The 20,456-nt window shown below is 56.4% G+C and carries 23 protein-coding genes, 2 tRNA genes, 2 pseudogenes and 1 riboswitch; of the genes and pseudogenes, 15 read left to right on the forward strand and 12 right to left on the reverse strand.

Annotated elements, in window-relative coordinates:
* Position 1: 1 nt before the first annotated feature.
* Genes rutD through rutG form a run of 4 tightly spaced genes read left to right on the forward strand, consistent with a single transcriptional unit; the run spans position 2 to position 3,250 of the window.
* A complete protein-coding gene (gene rutD / locus O1722_RS14795; RefSeq protein WP_023296287.1) occupies positions 2-802 on the forward strand; it encodes a pyrimidine utilization protein D in 801 nt (266 codons plus the stop codon).
* 9 nt (positions 803-811) lie between these two features.
* Positions 812-1,402 carry a malonic semialdehyde reductase gene (locus O1722_RS14800; protein WP_017693662.1) on the forward strand — a complete coding sequence of 197 codons (591 nt, stop codon included), beginning with the start codon at positions 812-814 and terminating at the stop codon, positions 1,400-1,402.
* Between the two features lie 12 nt (positions 1,403-1,414).
* Complete coding sequence (gene rutF / locus O1722_RS14805; RefSeq protein ID WP_015570873.1) at positions 1,415-1,906, forward strand: NADH-dependent FMN reductase RutF; 492 nt, start codon at positions 1,415-1,417, stop codon at positions 1,904-1,906.
* A 21-nt stretch (positions 1,907-1,927) separates the two neighbouring features.
* Positions 1,928-3,250: a pyrimidine utilization transport protein G gene (rutG, locus tag O1722_RS14810; RefSeq protein WP_032670921.1), complete on the forward strand. Its 1,323-nt coding sequence runs from the start codon at positions 1,928-1,930 to the stop codon at positions 3,248-3,250.
* A 58-nt stretch (positions 3,251-3,308) separates the two neighbouring features.
* Here the strand turns inward: rutG and O1722_RS14815 are convergent, their stop codons facing one another.
* The 4 genes from O1722_RS14815 to O1722_RS14830 all read right to left on the reverse strand — a co-directional run bounded on the left by O1722_RS14815 (position 3,309) and on the right by O1722_RS14830 (position 5,366).
* A complete protein-coding gene (locus O1722_RS14815; RefSeq protein ID WP_033487261.1) occupies positions 3,309-3,830 on the reverse strand; it encodes a GNAT family N-acetyltransferase in 522 nt (173 codons plus the stop codon).
* 6 nt (positions 3,831-3,836) lie between these two features.
* Positions 3,837-4,106, reverse strand: coding sequence for a type II toxin-antitoxin system TacA family antitoxin (locus O1722_RS14820; RefSeq protein WP_015570876.1), 270 nt, complete (start codon positions 4,104-4,106; stop codon positions 3,837-3,839).
* A 73-nt stretch (positions 4,107-4,179) separates the two neighbouring features.
* Positions 4,180-5,079, reverse strand: coding sequence for a DMT family transporter (locus O1722_RS14825; RefSeq protein WP_033487262.1), 900 nt, complete (start codon positions 5,077-5,079; stop codon positions 4,180-4,182).
* Positions 5,080-5,195: 116 nt separating this feature from the next.
* Entirely contained in the window at positions 5,196-5,366 is a 171-nt protein-coding gene (locus O1722_RS14830; protein ID WP_001273664.1) for a con-10 family general stress protein, read from the reverse strand.
* A gap of 390 nt (positions 5,367-5,756) precedes the next feature.
* Between O1722_RS14830 and wrbA the strand changes: the two genes are divergently transcribed.
* Entirely contained in the window at positions 5,757-6,353 is a 597-nt protein-coding gene (gene wrbA, locus O1722_RS14835) for an NAD(P)H:quinone oxidoreductase (RefSeq protein WP_033487263.1), read from the forward strand.
* A gap of 18 nt (positions 6,354-6,371) precedes the next feature.
* Positions 6,372-6,599, forward strand: a complete 228-nt coding sequence (locus tag O1722_RS14840) for a YccJ family protein (protein WP_032670920.1) — start codon at positions 6,372-6,374, stop codon at positions 6,597-6,599.
* Between the two features lie 32 nt (positions 6,600-6,631).
* Here O1722_RS14840 and agp read toward each other — a convergent pair whose 3' ends face one another.
* A complete protein-coding gene (agp, locus tag O1722_RS14845; protein WP_033487264.1) occupies positions 6,632-7,873 on the reverse strand; it encodes a bifunctional glucose-1-phosphatase/inositol phosphatase in 1,242 nt (413 codons plus the stop codon).
* 82 nt (positions 7,874-7,955) lie between these two features.
* Here agp and O1722_RS14850 point away from each other — a divergent pair.
* Positions 7,956-8,135, forward strand: a pseudogene (locus tag O1722_RS14850) (winged helix-turn-helix transcriptional regulator); the annotation flags it as partial.
* A gap of 66 nt (positions 8,136-8,201) precedes the next feature.
* On the opposite strand, the gene O1722_RS14855 reads toward O1722_RS14850, so the two are convergent.
* Positions 8,202-8,561, reverse strand: a complete 360-nt coding sequence (locus O1722_RS14855) for a winged helix-turn-helix transcriptional regulator (protein ID WP_017384779.1) — start codon at positions 8,559-8,561, stop codon at positions 8,202-8,204.
* Between the two features lie 100 nt (positions 8,562-8,661).
* Here O1722_RS14855 and O1722_RS14860 point away from each other — a divergent pair, with 100 nt between their 5' ends.
* Positions 8,662-9,411, forward strand: a complete 750-nt coding sequence (locus O1722_RS14860) for an SDR family oxidoreductase (RefSeq protein WP_033487266.1) — start codon at positions 8,662-8,664, stop codon at positions 9,409-9,411.
* Between the two features lies 1 nt (position 9,412).
* Here O1722_RS14860 and O1722_RS14865 read toward each other — a convergent pair whose 3' ends face one another.
* Positions 9,413-9,916 (reverse strand): DedA family protein, encoded by a 504-nt coding sequence (locus O1722_RS14865; protein WP_015570881.1) that lies wholly within the window; start codon positions 9,914-9,916, stop codon positions 9,413-9,415.
* Positions 9,917-10,075: 159 nt separating this feature from the next.
* Positions 10,076-10,245: riboswitch (M-box (ykoK) riboswitch) on the forward strand.
* Positions 10,246-10,305: 60 nt separating this feature from the next.
* Between O1722_RS14865 and O1722_RS14870 the strand changes: the two are divergent.
* Positions 10,306-11,323 (forward strand): annotated as a pseudogene (locus O1722_RS14870) (magnesium transporter).
* Positions 11,324-11,365: 42 nt separating this feature from the next.
* Here the strand turns inward: O1722_RS14870 and O1722_RS14875 are convergent.
* Positions 11,366-11,453: transfer RNA gene (locus O1722_RS14875), tRNA-Ser, on the reverse strand.
* A gap of 254 nt (positions 11,454-11,707) precedes the next feature.
* Here O1722_RS14875 and O1722_RS14880 point away from each other — a divergent pair.
* On the forward strand, positions 11,708-12,226 hold the full coding sequence (locus O1722_RS14880; protein ID WP_023315777.1) for a LuxR C-terminal-related transcriptional regulator: 519 nt from the start codon (positions 11,708-11,710) through the stop codon (positions 12,224-12,226).
* A 40-nt stretch (positions 12,227-12,266) separates the two neighbouring features.
* Here O1722_RS14880 and O1722_RS14885 read toward each other — a convergent pair whose 3' ends face one another.
* Positions 12,267-13,880 (reverse strand): mechanosensitive ion channel family protein, encoded by a 1,614-nt coding sequence (locus tag O1722_RS14885; protein ID WP_033487268.1) that lies wholly within the window; start codon positions 13,878-13,880, stop codon positions 12,267-12,269.
* 173 nt (positions 13,881-14,053) lie between these two features.
* Here O1722_RS14885 and O1722_RS14890 point away from each other — a divergent pair, with 173 nt between their 5' ends.
* The 3 genes from O1722_RS14890 to O1722_RS14900 are packed head-to-tail and all read left to right on the forward strand — an operon-like array spanning position 14,054 to position 16,847.
* Complete coding sequence (locus O1722_RS14890) at positions 14,054-15,061, forward strand: ABC transporter substrate-binding protein (RefSeq protein ID WP_033487269.1); 1,008 nt, start codon at positions 14,054-14,056, stop codon at positions 15,059-15,061.
* Positions 15,058-16,089 carry a FecCD family ABC transporter permease gene (locus O1722_RS14895; RefSeq protein WP_032671208.1) on the forward strand — a complete coding sequence of 344 codons (1,032 nt, stop codon included), beginning with the start codon at positions 15,058-15,060 and terminating at the stop codon, positions 16,087-16,089. The genes O1722_RS14890 and O1722_RS14895 overlap by 4 nt, the downstream gene beginning before the upstream one ends.
* Positions 16,086-16,847 carry an ABC transporter ATP-binding protein gene (locus tag O1722_RS14900; RefSeq protein ID WP_015570887.1) on the forward strand — a complete coding sequence of 254 codons (762 nt, stop codon included), beginning with the start codon at positions 16,086-16,088 and terminating at the stop codon, positions 16,845-16,847. The genes O1722_RS14895 and O1722_RS14900 overlap by 4 nt, the downstream gene beginning before the upstream one ends.
* 60 nt (positions 16,848-16,907) lie before the next feature.
* Here O1722_RS14900 and O1722_RS14905 read toward each other — a convergent pair.
* Positions 16,908-16,995 (reverse strand) — tRNA-Ser (locus O1722_RS14905).
* 144 nt (positions 16,996-17,139) lie between these two features.
* Positions 17,140-18,768, reverse strand: coding sequence for an ABC transporter substrate-binding protein (locus O1722_RS14910; RefSeq protein ID WP_033487270.1), 1,629 nt, complete (start codon positions 18,766-18,768; stop codon positions 17,140-17,142).
* A gap of 270 nt (positions 18,769-19,038) precedes the next feature.
* Here O1722_RS14910 and yccA point away from each other — a divergent pair, with 270 nt between their 5' ends.
* The gene (gene yccA, locus O1722_RS14915) at positions 19,039-19,698 is read left to right on the forward strand and encodes an FtsH protease modulator YccA (protein WP_003858127.1); all 660 of its coding nucleotides are present in this window, start codon (positions 19,039-19,041) and stop codon (positions 19,696-19,698) included.
* An 88-nt stretch (positions 19,699-19,786) separates the two neighbouring features.
* Positions 19,787-20,116, forward strand: a complete 330-nt coding sequence (gene tusE, locus O1722_RS14920; protein WP_003858129.1) for a sulfurtransferase TusE — start codon at positions 19,787-19,789, stop codon at positions 20,114-20,116.
* Here tusE and yccX read toward each other — a convergent pair.
* Positions 20,113-20,394 carry an acylphosphatase gene (yccX, locus tag O1722_RS14925; protein ID WP_023296278.1) on the reverse strand — a complete coding sequence of 94 codons (282 nt, stop codon included), beginning with the start codon at positions 20,392-20,394 and terminating at the stop codon, positions 20,113-20,115. The genes tusE and yccX overlap by 4 nt on opposite strands.
* Positions 20,395-20,456: the final 62 nt, after the last annotated feature.

Below are 20,456 nucleotides of genomic sequence, written 5' to 3' on the forward strand. Positions count from 1 at the left end.
CATGAAACTGTCCATTTCACCGCCCCCCTTTGCGGGCGCGCCCGTGGTGGTGCTGATTGCCGGGCTCGGCGGCAGCGGCAGCTACTGGCTGCCCCAGCTCGCCGTGCTGGGGCAGGAGTATCAGGTGGTGTGCTACGACCAGCGGGGCACGGGGAATAACCCGGATACCCTGCCGGAAGACTACACCCTCGCACACATGGCTGACGAGCTTGCGCTGGCGTTAGCCGAGGCCGGGATCGCCCGTTACTGCGTGGTCGGCCACGCGCTGGGGGCGCTGGTCGGCCTGCGGCTGGCCATCGATAAGCCCGACGCCCTCACCGCGCTGGTCTGCGTCAACGGCTGGCTGACCCTCAATGCCCATACCCGCCGCTGTTTTGACGTTCGCGAACGTCTGCTGCATGCGGGCGGCGCGCAGGCGTGGGTAGAGGCACAGCCGTTGTTCCTCTACCCGGCAGACTGGATGGCCGCCCGCGCCCCGCGGCTGGAGGCCGAGCACGCGCTGGCGCTGGCCCATTTTCAGGGCAAAGCCAATCTGCTGCGCAGGCTGCATGCCCTGAAACAGGCCGATTTCAGCCGCCACGCTGCACGCGTTCGCTGCCCCGTACAGATTATCTGTTCCACCGACGATCTGCTGGTGCCGTCCGTCTGCTCCGCTGAACTGCACGCCGCCCTCCCGCACGCCCGCAAAACGGTCATGCGCCAGGGCGGGCATGCCTGCAATGTGACCGCGCCGGACATCTTTAACACTCTGCTGCTGAACGGGCTTGCCAGCCTGCTGCACAGCCCAGAACCCGCTTTGTAAGGAGCTTGAATGAGCGAAGCCATCACGCCCGCCGCGCTGGAAACGCTGTTTACCGGCGCACGTACCCATAACGGCTGGCTGGATATACCGGTCAGTGACGAGACGCTGCGCGAGATTTATGACCTGATGAAATGGGGGCCGACGTCCGCCAACTGCTCCCCGGCGCGCATTGTGTTTGTGCGAAGCCCGGAAGGAAAAGAGAAGCTGCGCCCGGCGCTCTCCAGCGGCAACCTTGAGAAAACGCTCACTGCCCCGGTCACGGCGATTGTCGCCTGGGACAGCGAGTTTTATGAGCGCCTGCCTGAACTGTTCCCACACGGCGATGCCAGAAGCTGGTTTACCTCCAGCCCCGCGCTGGCGGAAGAGACCGCCTTTCGCAACAGCTCAATGCAGGCCGCGTACCTGATTTTCGCCTGCCGCGCGCTCGGGCTGGACACCGGGCCGATGTCGGGTTTTGACCGGGAAAAAGTGGACGCGGCCTTTTTCACGGGCACGCTACTCAAAAGCAATCTGCTGATTAACATCGGCTATGGCGATACGACCAAACTTTACGGACGCCTGCCGCGTCTGGCCTTTGACGATGCCTGCGGGCTGGCGTAAGGAGCGAACGTGATGACACCGGATAAACAAACCTTTCGCGACGCTATGGCCTGCGTCGGCGCAGCGGTCAATATCATTACCACCGACGGCCCGGCAGGCCTGGCGGGCTTCACCGCCAGCGCGGTATGCAGCGTCACGGATTCCCCGCCTACCCTGCTGGTGTGCCTGAACCGCGGCGCGTCGGTCTGGCCGATTTTCAGCGAGAACCGCACCCTGTGCGTTAACACGCTGAGTGCCGGACAGGAGCCTTTATCCAACCTGTTTGGCGGAAAAACGCCGATGGCGGACCGCTTTGCCGCTGCCCGCTGGCAGACAGGCGACACGGGCTGCCCGCGTCTGGAAAATGCGCTGGCCTCGTTCGACTGCCGCATCAGCCAGGTGGTGAGCGTTGGCACTCACGACATTCTGTTTTGCGACATCGTATCCATTGTACGCCACCCGGCGCCGCAAGGGCTGGTGTGGTTCGACCGCGGCTATCACGCACTTATGCGACCCGCCTGTTAATCCGCATTCAGGAGACAGATCATGTTCGGACTTCCCCACTGGCAGTTGAAATCGACCTCCACAGAAGAAGGCGTGGTCGCGCCGGATGAAAGGCTCCCGCTCGGGCAGACCATGGTGATGGGCGTGCAGCATGCGGTCGCGATGTTTGGTGCGACGGTGCTGATGCCCATGCTGATGGGGCTGGATCCTAACCTCGCCATTTTGATGTCGGGTATGGGTACCCTGCTGTTCTTTTTTGTCACCGGCGGGCGTGTGCCCAGCTATCTGGGCTCCAGCGCCGCCTTCGTGGGGGTGGTCATTGCAGCGACCGGGTTTAACGGTCAGGGTATTAACCCCAACCTGAGCGTGGCCCTCGGCGGCATTATCGCCTGTGGGCTGGTCTACACCCTGACCGGTCTGGTGGTGATGAAAGTCGGCACGCGCTGGATCGAGCGGATGATGCCCCCCGTCGTCACCGGGGCGGTGGTGATGGCGATAGGCCTGAACCTCGCGCCGATTGCGGTGAAGAGCGTATCCGGCTCGCCGTTTGAAAGCTGGATGGCGGTGATAACGGTGCTGTGCATCGGCGTGGTGGCGGTCTTTACGCGCGGCATGATCCAGCGTCTGCTGATCCTGGTCGGGCTGATTGCGGCCTGTCTGGTCTACGCGCTGCTGGCGAACGTGTTCGGTCTCGGCAAACCGGTTGATTTCACACTGATTCACCAGGCCGCCTGGTTCGGCCTGCCGCAGATGACCTCACCCACCTTTAACGCTCAGGCGATGATGCTCATCGCGCCTGTCGCGGTGATTCTGGTGGCTGAAAACCTGGGCCACCTGAAAGCCGTAGCGGGAATGACCGGGCGCAATATGGATCCGTATATGGGGCGGGCGTTTGTGGGAGACGGTCTGGCGACCATGCTCTCCGGCTCGGTCGGCGGCAGCGGCGTGACGACCTACGCGGAAAACATCGGCGTGATGGCTGTGACCAAAGTCTACTCGACGCTGGTCTTCGTGGCGGCGGCGGTGATGGCGATGCTGCTCGGCTTTTCCCCGAAATTCGGCGCATTGATCCACACCATCCCGGCCCCCGTGATTGGCGGCGCCTCGATTGTGGTATTTGGTCTGATTGCCGTGGCAGGGGCACGTATCTGGGTGCAGAATCATGTTGATCTGAGCCAGAACGGTAACCTGATCATGGTGGCGGTAACGCTGGTGCTGGGGGCGGGTGATTTCGCCCTGACGCTGGGCGGGTTTACGGTGGGCGGGATTGGCACGGCGACCTTCGGCGCGATCCTGCTCAACGCCCTGCTGAGCCGCCGGGTGGCTGCCGCGCCGCAGGGCGCCGTGGCGACTCAGGATCCATGAAATCTGCACGTCGGGTGACGGCGACGCCTTACCCGACGTGCATGTTCCTTAAGAGCGATCACGACTGCTCAAACAGTCGTTCGATAGATTGCGTGGGGAAGAACAGCGAACTGCTGTTTTCACCTGCCAACGGGATAAACCCCAGCTTCAGATAAAATCGTTTGGCCCGTTCGTTAAGCGCATCCACAAAAATTCCGTGGACGCCAACAGCCTGCGACGCCAGATAAACAACGCGCATAGCGTGTGTGACAAGCGTTGTTCCCCACTCGTTTCCCTGGAGTTCTTTATGGACAGCCAGACGCCCCAGCGTCACGCTGGGGACGTTGCTGTATGGGATGCGGCGCTGCTGAGTCTTTGAAGGAAGCATCGCTTTTTCAAAGCAACTTCCCGAGAGTGTGTAATAGCCCAGGACACGCGGATGGTCGCGTTCTTTAAGCAGGTAGCCGCGTAAAATACGCCCGCCGTGCTGACGTACCAGGTGCTCGGTAAGGAAGGCATTTAGCGAGGGTTCACCACAATCGAAATCGCCGAAATCGTAATCGGTTCCCTCTGATAACATTTCGATCGTGAGATTTGCCACGACGCTTCACTCCATGTTTCGAAGACGTTTCGCCGCTCGCTTCAGGCGTTCATTTGGCTCTGGCGGATTGTCGATGGCATCCATAACGGCAATCCATGAGGCTTCGTTTAATACGAGACGCCGATGCTGTTCGATGACTTCGGCAGCACGCTCTGACGCACTGTTCACCATAAACTGGGTGATCGTTTGGTTGGTCATCGCTGCCGCTTCTTCAATCATTGTTTTGTCTTCGTCCGACAGGCGAAGATCGATACGCTGTTTTTTGAGTGCTGGCATGGTTTCATTTATCGTGTACGGTTTTCATCCGTACACATCGTAGTTAAACCTGCCCTTTATTTCAATCAAAAGCTTATTCGGCCGTTAAATCGTTCACCGCATTCCGACGCTTTCTGAGCTTTAACTCACTCACCAGCACGCCGAGAACAATAAACGCCGCGCCCACCAGCGCCAGCAGGGGCAGACGCTCCCCGGCGAGTCGCCCGAAAATACCCGCCCATACCGGTTCACCGGTATAAATGACCGTCGCCCGAGTTGGGGATACGCTGCGCTGCGCCCAGTTCATGGTGACCTGGATAATGGCGCTGAAAATGCCCAGCGCCACGACGATAAGCCCGGTAGACATCGGCGGGACGGACTCCCCTGCCGGCACCATCGTCGCGAACGCCACCAGCGACGCGGTGGTAAGCTGCACCACCGTCACCCGCTTGACGTCCACTTTTCCTGCCCAGGCGCTAATCAGGATAATTTCTGCCGCAATGGCGACGGCCCCCACCAGAGTGATGATCTCCCCCGGCCCCAGCGCCAGCAGATTATTTTCCGGCCCGGCTAATAAAATAAGGCCGATGAACGCCAGCACGATGCCAATGCACGACATCAGGCCCGGCATTCTGCCGAGGCACAGCCACTGCAACAGCGGCACCAGCGGTACGTACATGGCGGTGATGAAGGCGGATTTACTGCTGGAGATAGACTGGAGCCCCCACGTTTGCAGGCTGTAGCCCATGGCAATCGCCACACCAATGGCGACACCCGCCTTAAGCTCTCTCAGGGTCAACCCGCGCAGGGTTTTCAGCGAAATAAGCGCCACGGCAATCGCCGCGGTTGCAAAGCGCAGCCCCACGAAGAAAAACGGATCGCTCATCGTGACCGCGTACTGAACAGCAAGAAAGGTTCCGCCCCAGAACATGGTGATCAAAATCAGGATGGCTTCCTGAGGCTTAATGGAGAAGGTAAAACGGGAAACGGACATGGGACACCAGCACGAAGAATCAATCCTGTAGTGTGCGATGCCTTTGATGACAGTTCAATGTAGCAGACATAAAAAAACCGCCGGGAAACCCGGCGGCAGGGAGTTAACCCGGCGTACTACTTGTTGCTGCCGTGGCTATTTTTACCCCCTTTTTTACCAGCCTCTGATGCGCGCTGAGGGTCGTTTTTAAAGTTGCCCCCGCTAGACTGGCCACCTTTACGACCTGCTTCTGATGCTCTTTCACGGTCTTCAGCGAAATTACCTGAACCACCACGATGGTTTGCCATCTCTAACCTCCAGAGTGTGAAACATTAGACATCATATTGCATTCAGTAAAAGAGGATTCTTTCACCTCGCGGCTCAAGGACAGTGCCTTTATCTGTGCCGCGTGAAACTAAGCTTAGTGTAATGCGGCTATCCGGCAAGCGAGAGGTAATATTCTGCAACATGATCTCAGCCTTTCGTATGTAATATCGGTGAAGTCATTCATAAGCCATTCTTATATTTTGAAAATCCGCGCCGCGAAAGTTGTTTCATTTTGCTACAAGGCGCGTAACCAAAAGATATTGTTATATATCAAAGAAATGCCGTTCATTTTTGCAGTCTGGCTGTGATGTCATATCTTTAAAGGAACGCAGCGATCCGCTGTAAGAAAAACCAACGAGGAGTGATGCAAAATGGCAAAAGTTCTGGTGCTCTATTATTCCATGTATGGACACATTGAAACCATGGCTCACGCAGTAGCAGAAGGCGCAAACAGAGTAGACGGCGTTGAGGTCGTGGTTAAACGCGTACCGGAAACCATGCAGGCGGAAGCCTTCTCCAAAGCCGGGGGGAAAACACAAAACGCCCCGGTCGCCACCCCGCAGGAGCTCGCGGACTATGATGCCATTATCTTCGGCACCCCGACCCGCTTCGGCAATATGTCCGGCCAGATGCGCACCTTCCTCGACCAGACGGGCGGGCTCTGGGCCTCCGGCGCGTTATACGGCAAGCTGGCCAGCGTGTTCAGCTCTACCGGCACGGGCGGCGGCCAGGAGCAGACGATCACCTCCACCTGGACTACTCTTGCCCATCATGGGATGGTGATTGTGCCGATTGGCTACGGCGCGCAGGAACTGTTCGATGTTTCCCAGGTTCGTGGCGGGACACCGTATGGTGCGACCACCATTGCCGGTGGCGATGGTTCACGTCAGCCAAGCAATGAAGAACTTTCAATCGCCCGCTATCAGGGTGAATACGTCGCGGGTCTTGCCAAAAAACTGAACGGCTAACCCAACAGGAGGACAAGTATGCCAACTCACGAATCCAAAGCTCACCACGTGGGCGAATGGGCAAGTTTACGCAATACCTCTCCGGAGATTGCCGAAGCCATCTTTGAAGTCGCCAATTATGACGAAAAGCTGGCTGAGCAGATTTGGGAAGAAGGCAACGATGAAGTGCTGGTTCGCGCCTTCGAAAAAACCGACAAAGACTCGCTGTTCTGGGGCGAGCAAACCATCGAACGTAAAAACGTCTGAACGTTCCCCCCGCCCACGCGGGGGGTTATCTTCTATTTCGCCGCGTTGTTCATCACCGCATTGAATTTATCGACAGGACAGAAGCCGTTGCCATCCACCGGACAGCCCTTCAGCTCCAGCGTCACGCGCTGCGCAGGGGATTGCAGCGACAGTACGCTGGCGTTACGCAGCTGATCTGAACTCTGGTAGACATACTCAATTTTCATCAGCTCCTGATTAGTGTTTTTGTCATGCCAGCGCTGGAAGACAATTTTACCGCCAATCGGGGTTCGTTCCTGCTGGTCGTGCAGCTGATAAGGCCTGAAGTCCAGCGCGGTCAGCAGCGAGGCGATGTTAGAGTCATGCCCCACCAGCAGGGTGATTTTTGGCGCTTTTGCCTGGTCGGTCACCAGCGCTTTATCAATGTACTTCACCAGCGGTTTAGCCACGTTCTGCGCCACCTCCGTCGACGTAAACAGCGAGTCCTGATAGCCGTTTTTCAGCTTCGACAGCACGCGCCACTGCTGATCGGTTTTGATTTCCCCCCAGGCCACCTGGTCTGTCGGGAAGCCTTCGTAATACTGTAGCGTGAACGCATCCACCAGCGAGTTACCCACCTTCAGCGGCCCGGAGACGCCCGGTTCTTTTTCATAATCGGCGCTGAACGTATCTTTCGCCTCCGTCAGGGAGCAGACTTTTTTCTCCTTGCAGGACGGCGAGTCGCTGTAGTTTGTCAGCTGTTCCAGCAGTTTGTAGCTTTCATCCAGCTGCATTTTCTGCCGTTCCGTCTCCATCGCTTTCAGCGCTTTCTCGCGAAACTCAGGGGAGTTATCGGTAATGACCGGATTGAAGGTGGGGTCCATGGTGCCCATTTTTTCCTGGTGATGCACAGGAACATCGCATCCGGGGAACGCGCCGGTGATAAAGAACTGTGCGGTCGCCACGGTGCGCTGGAGGCTGTTGGCGTAGGCATAGACGGTATCCGCTGGCGGGCATTCACCCGTCTTCACCATCCCCTGCTCTGCCAGCCACTCGCGCATATAGTGACCCATATACACTTCCAGTACGCCACCTTTGGTGGTGAGCTGTCCACCCGGGACGTCCCACTCCGGCCACTGCTTCGGCGTGGACTGCTCCAGCACGCTGCCGTTATTGGCAAGCGGCGCGCGCAGGTTGTGGCGGCTCATGATGAGCACCTGTTCCAGCTGATAGCCGTCCGGCGTGTCCTGCGCCTGTGCGCCAAAGGTCACGGAAAGGGTACCTGCCACGGCAACTGCGAGTAGTGCTTTTCTCATCCCTAATTCCTCACACGTTTTTAATGTCGCCCAGAGTGTGACAGATCCGTGACAGGTTTTTCGGGAAGCATTTCTCAAACTGATGATTAACGTGCTTACGGCGTGTGCCGATGAGTTTTATGAAAAAAAACCATACCCCACCGGAGAATTCGCTGTGAAACGTACCCGCCTTGAAGAGAGCACCTGCCCCGTCACCCGTTCGCTGGATATTATCGGCGACTGGTGGTCGCTGCTGATTGTTCGCGACGCGCGCTACGGGGTCGCAGTCGATATTCTGGTGGCCGATCTCACCGATGAAGCGGGGATCCGCGCTACGTAAAACAGTAGCCTAACGCTGAAGCTGGTCGCCGTATTCGCTCATCCAGGCGGCCAGCGGCGAGAGTGCGTCCTGAAGGGTTAGCCCCAGCTCGGTGATCTGATACTCCACGCGCGGCGGGATCTCCGGGTAGACCGTTCGCGTCACCAGCCCGCGCTGCTCAAACAGGCGCAGCTGCTTCGTCAGCTCTTTCTGGGTGATGGGGGCAGCGGCACGCAGCAGATCGCCAAAGCGAACGGGCGTATTGAACACAATCAGGCGATAGAGAATGGGGATCGCCCACTTACCGGAAATCAGGTTCACAAACTGCGTCATCGGGCAGGTATACGCCTCAGATTTTTTTTCGCAGCACGCTTCCAGTAGCTCTGCCATTTCACACCTCTTGCCTCGTTAGTATCCATTTGGTACCTGGTTTCCTTTCGATACTAACGTTTCTATAGTGCTTTCTCCAGAGACATTTCAGGAGAAGAACATGGGTCGTTTAACCGATAAGTATACGTTGATTACCGGCGGCACCAGCGGTATCGGTCTCGCCACCGCGCAGGCGTTTATCGCCGAAGGGGCGCGCGTCGCCGTGACCGGACGCAACCCGGATACCCTCGCCGAAGCAGAGCGCATTCTGGGCGATAAGGCCTGGGTGATCCCAACCGACGCAGGCGATATTTCGTCGCAAAAAGCGCTGGCGGAGACCCTCGCCGCCCGCTGGCCACGCCTGGACGCGGTCTTTCTCAACGCCGGTGACGTGACGCACGCGCCGCTGGAAGCCTGGCAGGAGGAGGCCTGGGACCGTCTGATGAACATCAACCTGAAGGGACCGTTCTTTTTAATTCAGGCACTGCTGCCGCTGCTGAATAACCCATCCTCGGTGATCCTCTGCGGCTCCGTGAGCGCGCGCATCGGCCTGCCCACCAGCAGCGCGTATGCCGCGAGCAAGGCCGCCCTGCTGTCGCTGGCGCGCACGCTGTCGGCGGAACTGCTGCCGCGCGGGATCCGCGTTAACGGTCTGAGCCCCGGTCCGGTGGAAACCCCGGCGTTTACGAAAACGGGCTTAAGCGACGAGGCGCTTAACGCGATGATGGCAGAGGTCATTAAGCTGGTGCCGCTGGGCAGAATGGGCTCGACGACCGAGCTGGCAAAAGCCGCACTCTATCTGGCCTCCGACGAGTCGAGCTACACGGTGGGAACGGAACTGCTGGTGGACGGCGGAATGGGGAGCCTGTAATTCAAAAGGCGCTGATGCCGGTGACCGCGCCGACATACAGCGCCGCCCACGCACAGGCGGAAAGCAGGCTGACGGCGTAGACCTTGACGGCGTTCAGCCTGAGCATCCCGGCCGCCAGCGGGACGATGTAACGCAACACCGCCAGGAAGCGCGACGTAAAAAGCACGATGACCCCGTTCTTTTGCAGCTGATGCTGGACCCGCAGGAACTTATTGGCATGCTTTGAGGTGAAGCGCGTGACCATCCGGGTATGCCCCATCAGTTGGCCGATATGGTAATTCAGCACCGAACCCGCCGTTGCCCCCATCACCACGGCGAGCCACGTCAGCGCAGGATGCATGCTCCCCTGGCTGACGGTAATGCCCGCCAGCAGCATCACCGACGCAGGCGGCAGCACGGAGGAGATCAGCACCGTCGATTTGCTCAGCGCCATCACGAATAACAGCACAAACAGATGTGCCGGATACAGCGCAAAATGATTCAGCAGGTTATCAAACCATGTCATTTTCCCCTCCCCCGTTAATAATTTAATTGTCCATTTAAAATGAATAACCTTAAATAAACCCTCAACATTTTATTAATAAGATTTACCTAAACCGTTCTTAAACATTATTTAATTTTCTGAGCACTAAATTTAAACAGGCGTATTATCCCTCTCGTTTTACAACGATCTCGTTATGGCGAGGCTCCTGTACAAATACACGTTATCGCTCTGGTGGGTTCGAGAGAACCGGCACAGGGTAAAACAGGCACTGTCGAATCAAGGCTTTGTCAGTATAACTTCCCTTGTGGGATACGGTGTACAGTGCTGAACCCAGGACGTGGGGATCTCCTTTCCGACATGCCCTGTCTTGCTCGCCCCTGAGAGATTTTATTATTCAAAGGGAATTTACTATGTCTTACGCTATTCATAACCAAAACCTGGCTTTTAATGACAGCGCCATCGCGCAATATATGAATACCGATTTTATCGTTATCGATATTTCATTATGCGTAGCTCTGGCACGCGAGCAGTTCTTTGAAAAATTAAAAGATGATGATATTCCGTCGCATATTTTTATCGAAGATAACGGTCGCCTCGCGGGTTTAATCGCCGTACGCAAATTATTGCAGGCCACGGACACCGTGCAGCCTGTTAAGGGGTTGATGATATCGGATTTTATTCAGCTCAAACCGGAAGATGAGCGGGCGGATGTCGCCGGGCTGCTGGCGCACGCGGGTGCGGATGTAGTGCCGGTGGTGACCCACGGCAAGCTGGTGGGCTGCCTTACCGAGCGTGAAATCGCCCATCTGCTGGAAGATGATGTTACTGAAGATGCCCAGCTTCAGGGGGCGACGCTGCCGCTGGAGAAGCCCTATCTGGAAACCAGCGCCTTCAGCCTGTGGAAGAAACGCTCCGTCTGGCTGCTGCTGTTTGTTGCGGAAGCGTATACCAGTTCGGTGATCCAGCATTTTGAAGAGGCGCTGGAATCTGCCATCGCGCTGGCGTTCTTTATTCCGCTGCTGATTGGCACCGGCGGAAACAGCGGGACGCAGATCACCTCGACGCTGGTGCGCGCCATGGCGCTGGGTGAAGTCCACCTTCGCGATGTGGGTCGCGTGCTGCGCAAAGAGTCGCGTGCTGCGCAAAGAGATCAGCACCTCGTTAATGATTGCCGCCACGCTGGGTCTGGCGGGCTGCGTTCGCGCCTGGATGATGGGTATTGGGATGGAAATCACGCTCATCGTCAGCCTGACGCTGGTCTGCATTACGCTGTGGAGCGCCATCGTCTCGTCGGTGATCCCGATGGTACTGAAACGCTGCAAAATCGATCCGGCGGTGGTCTCCGCACCGTTTATCGCCACGCTAATCGACGGCACCGGGCTGATTATCTACTTCAAAATCGCGCAGTATACGCTGGGGCTGGAATAACGAAAAAACCCTGCGATATTGCTATCGCAGGGTTTTCGAATTTGGCGGAAGCGTAGAGATTCGAACTCTAGAACCCTTTCGGGTCGCCGGTTTTCAAGACCGGTGCCTTCAACCGCTCGGCCACGCTTCCAAAGTGAGGCGCACTATAAACATCTCTGAGCATGATGTAAAGCACGAATTTGCATAACATTACACGTCTTCCGTCCTCCCCTTCCGTCCCGCTGATTTCTTCGCCATCGACTGGCTAAAATGTAAACATTTATTTTTACATTCATAACGTTTATTAGATTCGCGGGTGGTCATTTAGACTCTTTTTCGTACAACACCCATTAACCGTGGATCACTGCGATAAGAGATTAGCCATGACTTTATTTAACGACGATTATGAATTTTTTATTTATCAGTGATAACTATTACCTTTGCCATGGTGTATCAAGCTCCCTGACATCAACCCATTTGATTCGCGATGACGCGGATATTCACGATCTTGATGGGGTCGATCAGGCGATGGATTTTATCATTGCGATTGAACAGGATAAGTTACGCAATAAAACCATTCGGCAGGTCAAAAAAGTTAAGCGTGATTACATTGTCCTGATGCATGAGATAGAAGCCAACCGCGCAGTGAGAATCGATAATATTATCTATTCGTCGATGCATTTTACTGCTCACCCTTTTCAGCAGCTGATGCGCTTTTACCGGGCGCTCAGGACACACTCCTTTACGCGACGCGAATATGACGTGCTGAAGCTGTTTCATTTGGAAAACCATGAGATCGCGAAAAAGCTGCAACTGTCACAAAAAACGACCAGCGCCTACCGCGTGAGGATCCTCGAGAAATTAAATATGCGCTCAAAAAACATTCTGGCGATGACCCGTGTAAAATCGGCGATCGTCGATTAAAAGCTGTAACATTTTGCCTTGCCACAAAAAAACCGGGCCGTCACGTTTCGCCCTGAGGGGGTTTGGCTGGCGCGGTATACCAGTTCTCTTTGGCAACCATTACGCTGCCCTCTGGCTGCATAACAAAATTCGGGGACATGATCTGCACGTTAAATTCGTTAAACACATCCTGTATCTGGCTATGCAGTTCATTGCGGGCAACCGCGAGGGACTGTTCGGGCAGCAGACGGACCTGCAATTCGTAAGCGATATACCAGTCCATTAACCCTAACTGGCGTACCAGCGGCGGCTCGGAAAGGTCAATCCCTTTTGCCCGTTTCGCGGCCAGCTCCAGCATGGCATGCACCTGACGCCATGGGGTGTCATAACCGATCGTGACGCTGACCGTCAGATTGAGGCTGCCATCGGGCTGTAGCGCGCTCAGATTGGTGATCTTACCGCTCACCACCACCGCGTTGGGCACGGTAACGACATAATTTTCCCGGGTAATAATTTTGGTCGCCAGCATGCCAATTTCACTGACCTTGCCTTCGTTATCCGCCACCCGAATGACATCGCCTTTGCGCAGAGCGCGGGAGTAAATCAGGACCAGACCGCTCATGGCATGGTTCATCACCCCTGCCGAGCCCAGCGTTAACATCAGGCCAAAGAAGACGCTAATACCTTTAAACGCCAGCGAGTTTGCACCGGGAAGAAACGGCCAGGCGGCGGAGAGAGCAAATAGCCAGACGGCAACGGAAATGAGCTTACGGGTAGCCCCCACGGTTTCCGGATGTACGCTGGGAAGTTGCAGACGACCAGCCTCCACCTGATTGAGCACCATCCTGAGAAGCTTCAGAATAAATGCGGTAATGAGGAAAATGATCAGCACAATCGTCAGCCCCGGCAAGGCCGAGACAATCGCCAGGGCGATTTGCTGCACCACGCGAAGCGTCCAGTCTCCCAGCGACGTGCCCCACACCCGCGTCCACGGAAACAGACTGAATGCCCAGCTCAGCCAGACGTAAAAGCCGATCAACCCCAGCAGGAACATCAGCAAGGCGTAAAGCCGAATCTCAATTGCGCCAATGTAGCGCCGCCAGCTTTGCGGCACCCGGCTGCGATTCTCCACAATACGCCGACGGTAGACGCGCCGGAACCAGCGCCAGGATCGCCACGCGCCGTAGCAGAGCAGCAACAGCGCCAGCAGGCCAGCGGCTGTTTTTACCGTCGACAGCGCCAGCCAGCCGGTATCGTATTGATCGCGCAGCGCCATCCTTTGCGCTTCCATGCGCGCCAGCACGCGCTGTGCGGCCTGATCGAGGGTAAGATCGTCCCCTTCGTCCAAATCCCCTTCCGTCAGCAGCATCACAGGTTTCCCGTTCATCACTATCAGCCGTCCCTGCTGGTTATAGCGGGTCACGGGAACGATGCTGAGCGGCTCACGCACATCCGCCTCGGTAAAATTGCGCAGGGTGTTGCGGATGCGTAAAACGCGTTCTTCCGGCGTGGTCAGGCCAAATTTCGCCTGGAGCATGACGATGGGCTGATGGAAGATGTAGACCGTTCGGGCGCGCTCCTGCTCCGTAGGCGCCTGGCGGGGCTCTGCGGCATACGATGAGAAGGCGCTCAGGGCGGCAAAACAGAACGCAAACGCGAGCAGGATCTTTTTCATCCTTACTACCCCAGGTCAGAAATCTTGTTATTTTTCAGGCAACCCGCGAATGCCAGGTGGGTATGTTGAGAATAGTCCAGCCTTTCGTTTCTGCAACAAGCGACGGTGAGCGTGTTGCTCTCAGTCACAATATATGTATTATGTTATAACATAACAATTTCGGATTGCGTTCTATGTTACTTAAAAATGGGTTATTTCTGGCTTCACTGCTCTCCATGGCGCCTGCCGCTTTCACCGCAACCACCTGGCCCCTCGCGATTGAAAATTGCGGCGTTAAGCAGACCTTTACGCAGGCTCCTCAGCGCGTCGTGACCGTGGGTCAGCATGAAACAGAATTACTGCTCGCACTGGGGCTGGAGAAAACGATCGCCGCGACGTCAGTCTGGTTCGGCAAGCTCCCACCCACGCTGGAGGATGCCGGGAAAAACCTCCCCCGGCTTGCGGATAATTCCCCCTCCTTTGAGGCCGTGGTAGGACAGAAACCTGAACTCGTTCTCGCACAGTATCACTGGCACATTGGTCCGCAGGGAGAAGTGGGAACCCGTGAGCAGTTTGCGTCGCTGGGGATTAATACGTGGATCTCCCCTGCCGACTGCACGGATAAAACGGTAACGGAAACCTCAAACGCAGACGGAGCACGTAGCGCGCCGTTTTCACTGGCGGAAATTACACGGGAAGTGACAGATCTGGCGACGATTTTTGATGTTTCCGCGCGAGGTGAGCAGCTCAATCGTGCGCTGGCGGAGCGTATTAAAAAGGCCCAGGCGCGCGCCTCCGCGAAACCGCTTAGCGTTGTATTCTGGTTCTCCAGCAGCCGTCTGAATGGCGATCCCTGGGTGGCCGGGAATTACGGCGCGCCTGGCTGGATCAGCCGCACGCTGGGGTTGAAGAACATTATTGACTCTCACGACGAATGGCCCGCTGTAACGTGGGAACATATTGCCCGCTCGCAGCCGGACGTGATTGTTATCGCCGGGATGTCCCGCAGGCTCTACCCTGCCGATGACGTTGAGGTAAAAAAAGCGTTCTTGCGCAGTGACCCGGTGACAAAGAACATGCCTGCGGTCAGGAACAACCACATCATCGTGGTGCCAGCGATGTCGTTAAACCCTTCATTGCGTAACGTCGATGCGGTTGAGCTTATCAGCGATCGGCTGGCTTCTTTCCGGGATGAACAATGAGTCATTTCGCTTTTGACCGCCGCCAGCAGGGTTTACTGGCAGCAGGTGCCATGGCGCTGCCGCTGATGCTGGTCTTTGCCGCCAGTATCGGTGATATGCCGGTGTCGTATGCCAGTACCGGGAAAGCGATCCTCAACGGACTGGGTTTGACCTCTTATACGTTGCCGCAAACGGAGGAAGGTATCGTCTGGCAATATCGCATGAGCCGGGCAGTAATGGCCGCGTGCAACGGCGGCGGCCTGGCGTTGTGCGGGCTGGTGTTACAGTCGATCCTGCGTAACCCTCTGGCTGAGCCTTATCTGCTGGGGATTTCCGCGGGCGCATCGCTGGGGGCCGTCTGCGTGATGCTTCTCGGCATCGGGGGGAGCGTGATTGGCGTAAGCAGCGGTGCGTTTGTCGGCTCATGCGCCGCCTTTGCGCTCATCATGGTGATTACGAACGGGATGAGTGAAAGCCCGTCGCGCATTTTGCTGGCTGGCATTGCGGGCACCCAGCTCTTCAACGCCATGACCGCGTACGTCGTCAGCACATCCGCCAATGCCGAGCAGTCCCGTAGCGTCATGTTCTGGCTGCTGGGAAGTCTGAGCGGCGTGCGCTGGCCTGACGCGCTGCTGGCGCTGGCCGTTACTCTTGCGGGTTTACTGGTGGTATTGCTCTTTTCACGGGCGCTGGACACCTTCACCTTCGGGGATGAGGTCTCCACCACGCTGGGGATCCCGGTTACCGCCGTGCGTATTGTCTTATTGCTTACCTGTGCCATTGTTACCGCAACGCTGGTGAGCGCCACGGGCGCAGTGGGGTTTGTCGGGCTGGTCATTCCCCATGTAACGCGCATGCTATGTGGGCCGGGCCATCGTCTATCTATCCCGCTGACGTTTCTTATCGGCGCCCACTTTATGATCCTCGCCGATATCGTCTCACGCACGCTGATTGTGCACCAGGTTCTGCCCATCGGGGTGGTGACTGCGCTGGTGGGCGCCCCCGTCTTTGTGGCGTTGCTTTATCAAAACCGAAAGGAGCATCCATGAATATTACTGTGGCCGGGTTAACCGTAACCCGACAAGCGCAGACGGTGCTTAAGGATATCGATCTCGACCTGCCATCCGGGCAGATTATCGGCCTGTTAGGGCCAAACGGCTCGGGCAAGTCGACGCTGCTGCGCTGTCTCGCCGGGCTGTTTCCACGACTCAGCGAACGCGTGGCGCTTAATGGCACAACGCTAGGCATGATGCCGCTGAAAAAACGCGCGCAGCACATGGCGTTTGTCCCGCAACATGCTGAGGTCGACGGAGAACTGACCGTTGAGGACATTGTCAGACTGGGGCGTACGCCCTACCGGAAAACATTCCAGAAAACCTCGCGCGACGATGAGGCTGCGGTTGAGCAGGCGATTGGCCTGATGCAGTTATGCCGCTTACGCCAGCGGCGATGGCACTCTTTGTCTGGCGGAGAACGCCAGCGAAGCCAGATAGCCCGCGCGCTGGCCCAGCAGCCGCAGGTGCTGTTGCTCGATGAACCGACAAACCACCTGGACATTCAGCACCAGCTGGAGCTGATGCGGCTCGTTTCACAGCTGCCGCTTACGGTGGTGGTTGCACTGCACGATCTCAATCTTGCGGCCAATTATTGCCAGCGTCTGATCCTCCTGAAGGCCGGGCAGATCGCCGCCACGGGCGCGCCAGAAGCGGTTCTGACGCCGGCAAACATCGAGGACACCTGGTGCGTAAAAGCTCAGGTCTGCAAGGCCGACGCCGGGATCACGATAAGCTACAACATGGTGGCATGACGGAAGACTGGCGCAAAAACAAAAACCCCTGCGATATTGCTATCGCAGGGGTTTCGAATTTGGCGGAAGCGTAGAGATTCGAACTCTAGAACCCTTTCGGGTCGCCGGTTTTCAAGACCGGTGCCTTCAACCGCTCGGCCACGCTTCCTAAGTGAGGCGAACTATAAACACCTCACCGCGCGCTGTAAAGAGTGCGCGCATTCGTTCGCTTTAAAAATAGCCAAAATGCGTTTAATCGGTTGAATAGACGACAGATTGGCCATTTTGGCAGCATAATATCCACCGCGGATCGTTAGTGCTTTTTGATGTACATATCTTTGGTGTAGTAGTACCCGAGCTTGTCTGGCGTGAAGCCCCCTACCCACGGTTTCACCAGGTGCGTGCGCACGTAATGATAGACCGGGATCGCCGGTACATCCCGTCCCAGCAGATCTTCTGCCTGCTGGTAGAATTTACCGCGCTCCTCCGCCGTTTTCGATTTCGCCGCGTTCACCAGTGCCCGATCGTAGTCCGGATTGCTGTACTGAGTGGTGTTTTGGCTATCCCCGGTACGGAAGTTGTTCAGGAAGGTTGCCGCATCGTCGTAATCGGCAATCCAGGCGTAGCGTACCGCGTCAAAGTTATGGGTGTGCATGGTATCAAGCATGGTTTTCCACTCCTGATTTTGCAGCTTCGCCTCCACGCCGAGGTTCTTCTTCCACATTGAGCTGGCGGCAATGGCAATACGCTGGTGCGATTCCGAGGTGTTATAGAGGAGATTAAAGCTGAGCGGATGGCTGTCGTTAAATCCGGCTTCGGCCAGCAGCTTTTTCGCCTCGGCAATGCGTTTATCCATCGACCAGCTGGCGTAATCCGGGTTCTGGAGCTTGACGCCGCCAATATCCGGCTGGCTGATCAGCCATGCCGGGCGCTGGCCCTGCCCTAATACTTTCCCGGCGATGATGTCTTTATCCAGCGCCAGGTTCAGCGCCTTGCGCACGCGGGCGTCGTTGAACGGCGGCCGGGTGGTGTTGAACTGATAATAATAGGTGGCAAGCTGCGGTGAAACGTCCAGCTCGCTCCCCAGCGTTTTCTTCAGCTGAGCAAACTGGTTGATCGGCACCGTGTAAACAATGTCGATTTCGCCCGCTTTGTAGCGGTTGACGTCAGCAGCTTCAGAGGAAATGGGCAGATAGGTCACCTTGTTGATGACGGTATGTTCGTTATCCCAATATTTCGGGTTACGCACCGCCACAATGCGTTCGTTAACCACCCACTGTGACAGTTTATAGGCCCCGCTGCTGACGAAGTGCTCCGGTTTGGTCCACTTATCACCGAAACGGCCTACCAGGACTTTATCAATTGGCACCAGAGACGGGTGAGCCAGCATCGCCAGGAAAGCGGCGTTAGGTTGCGTGAGCGTAACTTCCAGCGTGGTGTCATTGATGGCTTTCACCCCCAGCGACTCGGGCGCTTTTTTGCCTTCTGCGATATCAGTGCCGTTGACGATACGCATACTACCGGGATAGCTGGCATACGGAGAGGCGGTTTTCGGGTCGACCAGCCGCTGCCAGCTCCAGACAATATCTTCCGCGGTGATGGGGGTTCCATCGCTCCAGGTAATGCCCGGACGCAGATGGAACGTCCAAACGGTGTTGTCTTTATTTTCCCATTTCTCCGCCAGGCGCGGCTGGATTTCACCTGCCGGAGAGACGCTGACCAGCCCGTCGAATAAATCGCTGATAATATTGAATTCGACATCGCTTTCGACTTTATGCGGGTCGAGCGAGGCGGGTTCACTGCCGTTGTTCCTGACCAGTTCCTGCTTATCTGCCAGCTGGGTTCCTGCCGGCACGTTAGCCGCCCAGGTTGCCGTGCTGGCGCACAGGATCCCTGCGGTTAACAAAGAGAGTGTAAAGTGCGTGCGTGTTTGTGGTTTCATTTCCTTCGCCTTATTGTCTGTTTTTATGACGATCCGGAAATAACTCTTAGCGGCCTTAGAGAAATAACGCAATATTTTTCAGTGACCTATAAGAGGTTGATCTGAATACGCCCTACAAACCGCACTTCATTCTGAGTACAAAGGCTTTGCCAGAATAAAAAACCAGTATAATCCCTAAGGGGCTGAGTAAAGATGGGTAAAACCACTTTGCGTCTGCCGCGCCGTTTCCTATTCTTTGCGCTAATTACATCTGTCATAAGAGAGTGACTCATGGATCGTATAATTACTTCTTCACGCGACCGCACATCGCTACTCAGCACCCATAAGGTGCTGCGCAATACCTATTTCATGCTCAGCCTGACGCTGGCGTTTTCGGCGATTACCGCGACGGCCAGCACCGTACTGATGCTGCCTTCTCCGGGCCTGATCCTCACGCTGGTAGGTATGTACGGTCTGATGTTCCTGACCTACAAAACCGCGGATAAACCGGTGGGTATTCTCTCCGCGTTCGCCTTTACCGGCTTCCTGGGCTACATTCTGGGGCCAATCCTGAATGCCTATCTGTCTGCCGGAATGGGCGACGTGATTGGTATGGCGCTGGGCGGTACCGCGCTGGTGTTCTTCTGCTGCTCGGCCTACGTGCTGACCACCCGTAAGGACATGTCCTTCCTTGGCGGTATGCTGATGGCAGGTATCGTGATTGTGCTGGTCGGTATGCTGGCGAACATCTTCCTGCAATTGCCTGCGCTGCATCTGGCAATCAGCGCGGTGTTTATCCTGATTTCATCCGGCGCAATCCTGTATGAAACCAGCAACATCATTCACGGCGGTGAGACGAACTATATCCGCGCCACCGTGAGCCTGTATGTGTCGCTGTACAACATTTTTGTCAGCCTGCTGAGCATCCTGGGCTTCGCCAGCCGCGATTAACTCACCGTGCTGTGAACAGGGCCCCGCTTATGCGGGGCTTTGTTTTTTTGGTAGACTTAGGCGGTTTTTGACTAACGTGTGAATGAATATGTTGAGTTTTGAAGGCAAAGAGATCGAAACCGATAACGACGGTTATCTGAAAGAGAGCAGCCAGTGGAGCGAAGCGCTGGCGGAGAAAATTGCGGAAAACGAAGGAATTACCCTCTCCCCGGAACACTGGGAAGTGGTGCGCTTCGTGCGAGAATTTTACCTTGAATTCAACACCTCGCCGGCTATCCGCATGCTGGTCAAAGCCATGGCGAATAAATTTGGCGAAGAGAAAGGCAACAGCCGTTATCTGTATCGCCTGTTTCCGAAAGGCCCGGCTAAACAGGCGACAAAAATCGCCGGCCTGCCAAAGCCGGTAAAATGCATTTAATAGCGAATACTGAAGTTAGCGTATTCCCGGTCGGGTTGATGCGGTTCCGTTAGCACCTTATCAACCCGCGCGCTGCGCGGTCCGCCCGCTTTCAGCCACGCCACCAGCTTCTCAACCCGATCCGCCTCACCGCAGGCCACAACCTCCACGCTGCCATCATCCATGTTACGCGCATACCCTGTCAGCCCGAGCTGAAGGGCTTCGCGCTGGGTGCTGTAGCGGAATCCGACGCCCTGTACAAGGCCATGAACCCAGGCAATGGTGCAAACATTTGACATCATCCTTCTCCTTATCCGACTGGCGCGTTGCATTTCCTCACTGAAGTCGGGAAAATGGCGGC

The sequence above is a fragment of the Enterobacter cloacae complex sp. HYC003_NIDB genome, from assembly GCF_056673375.1.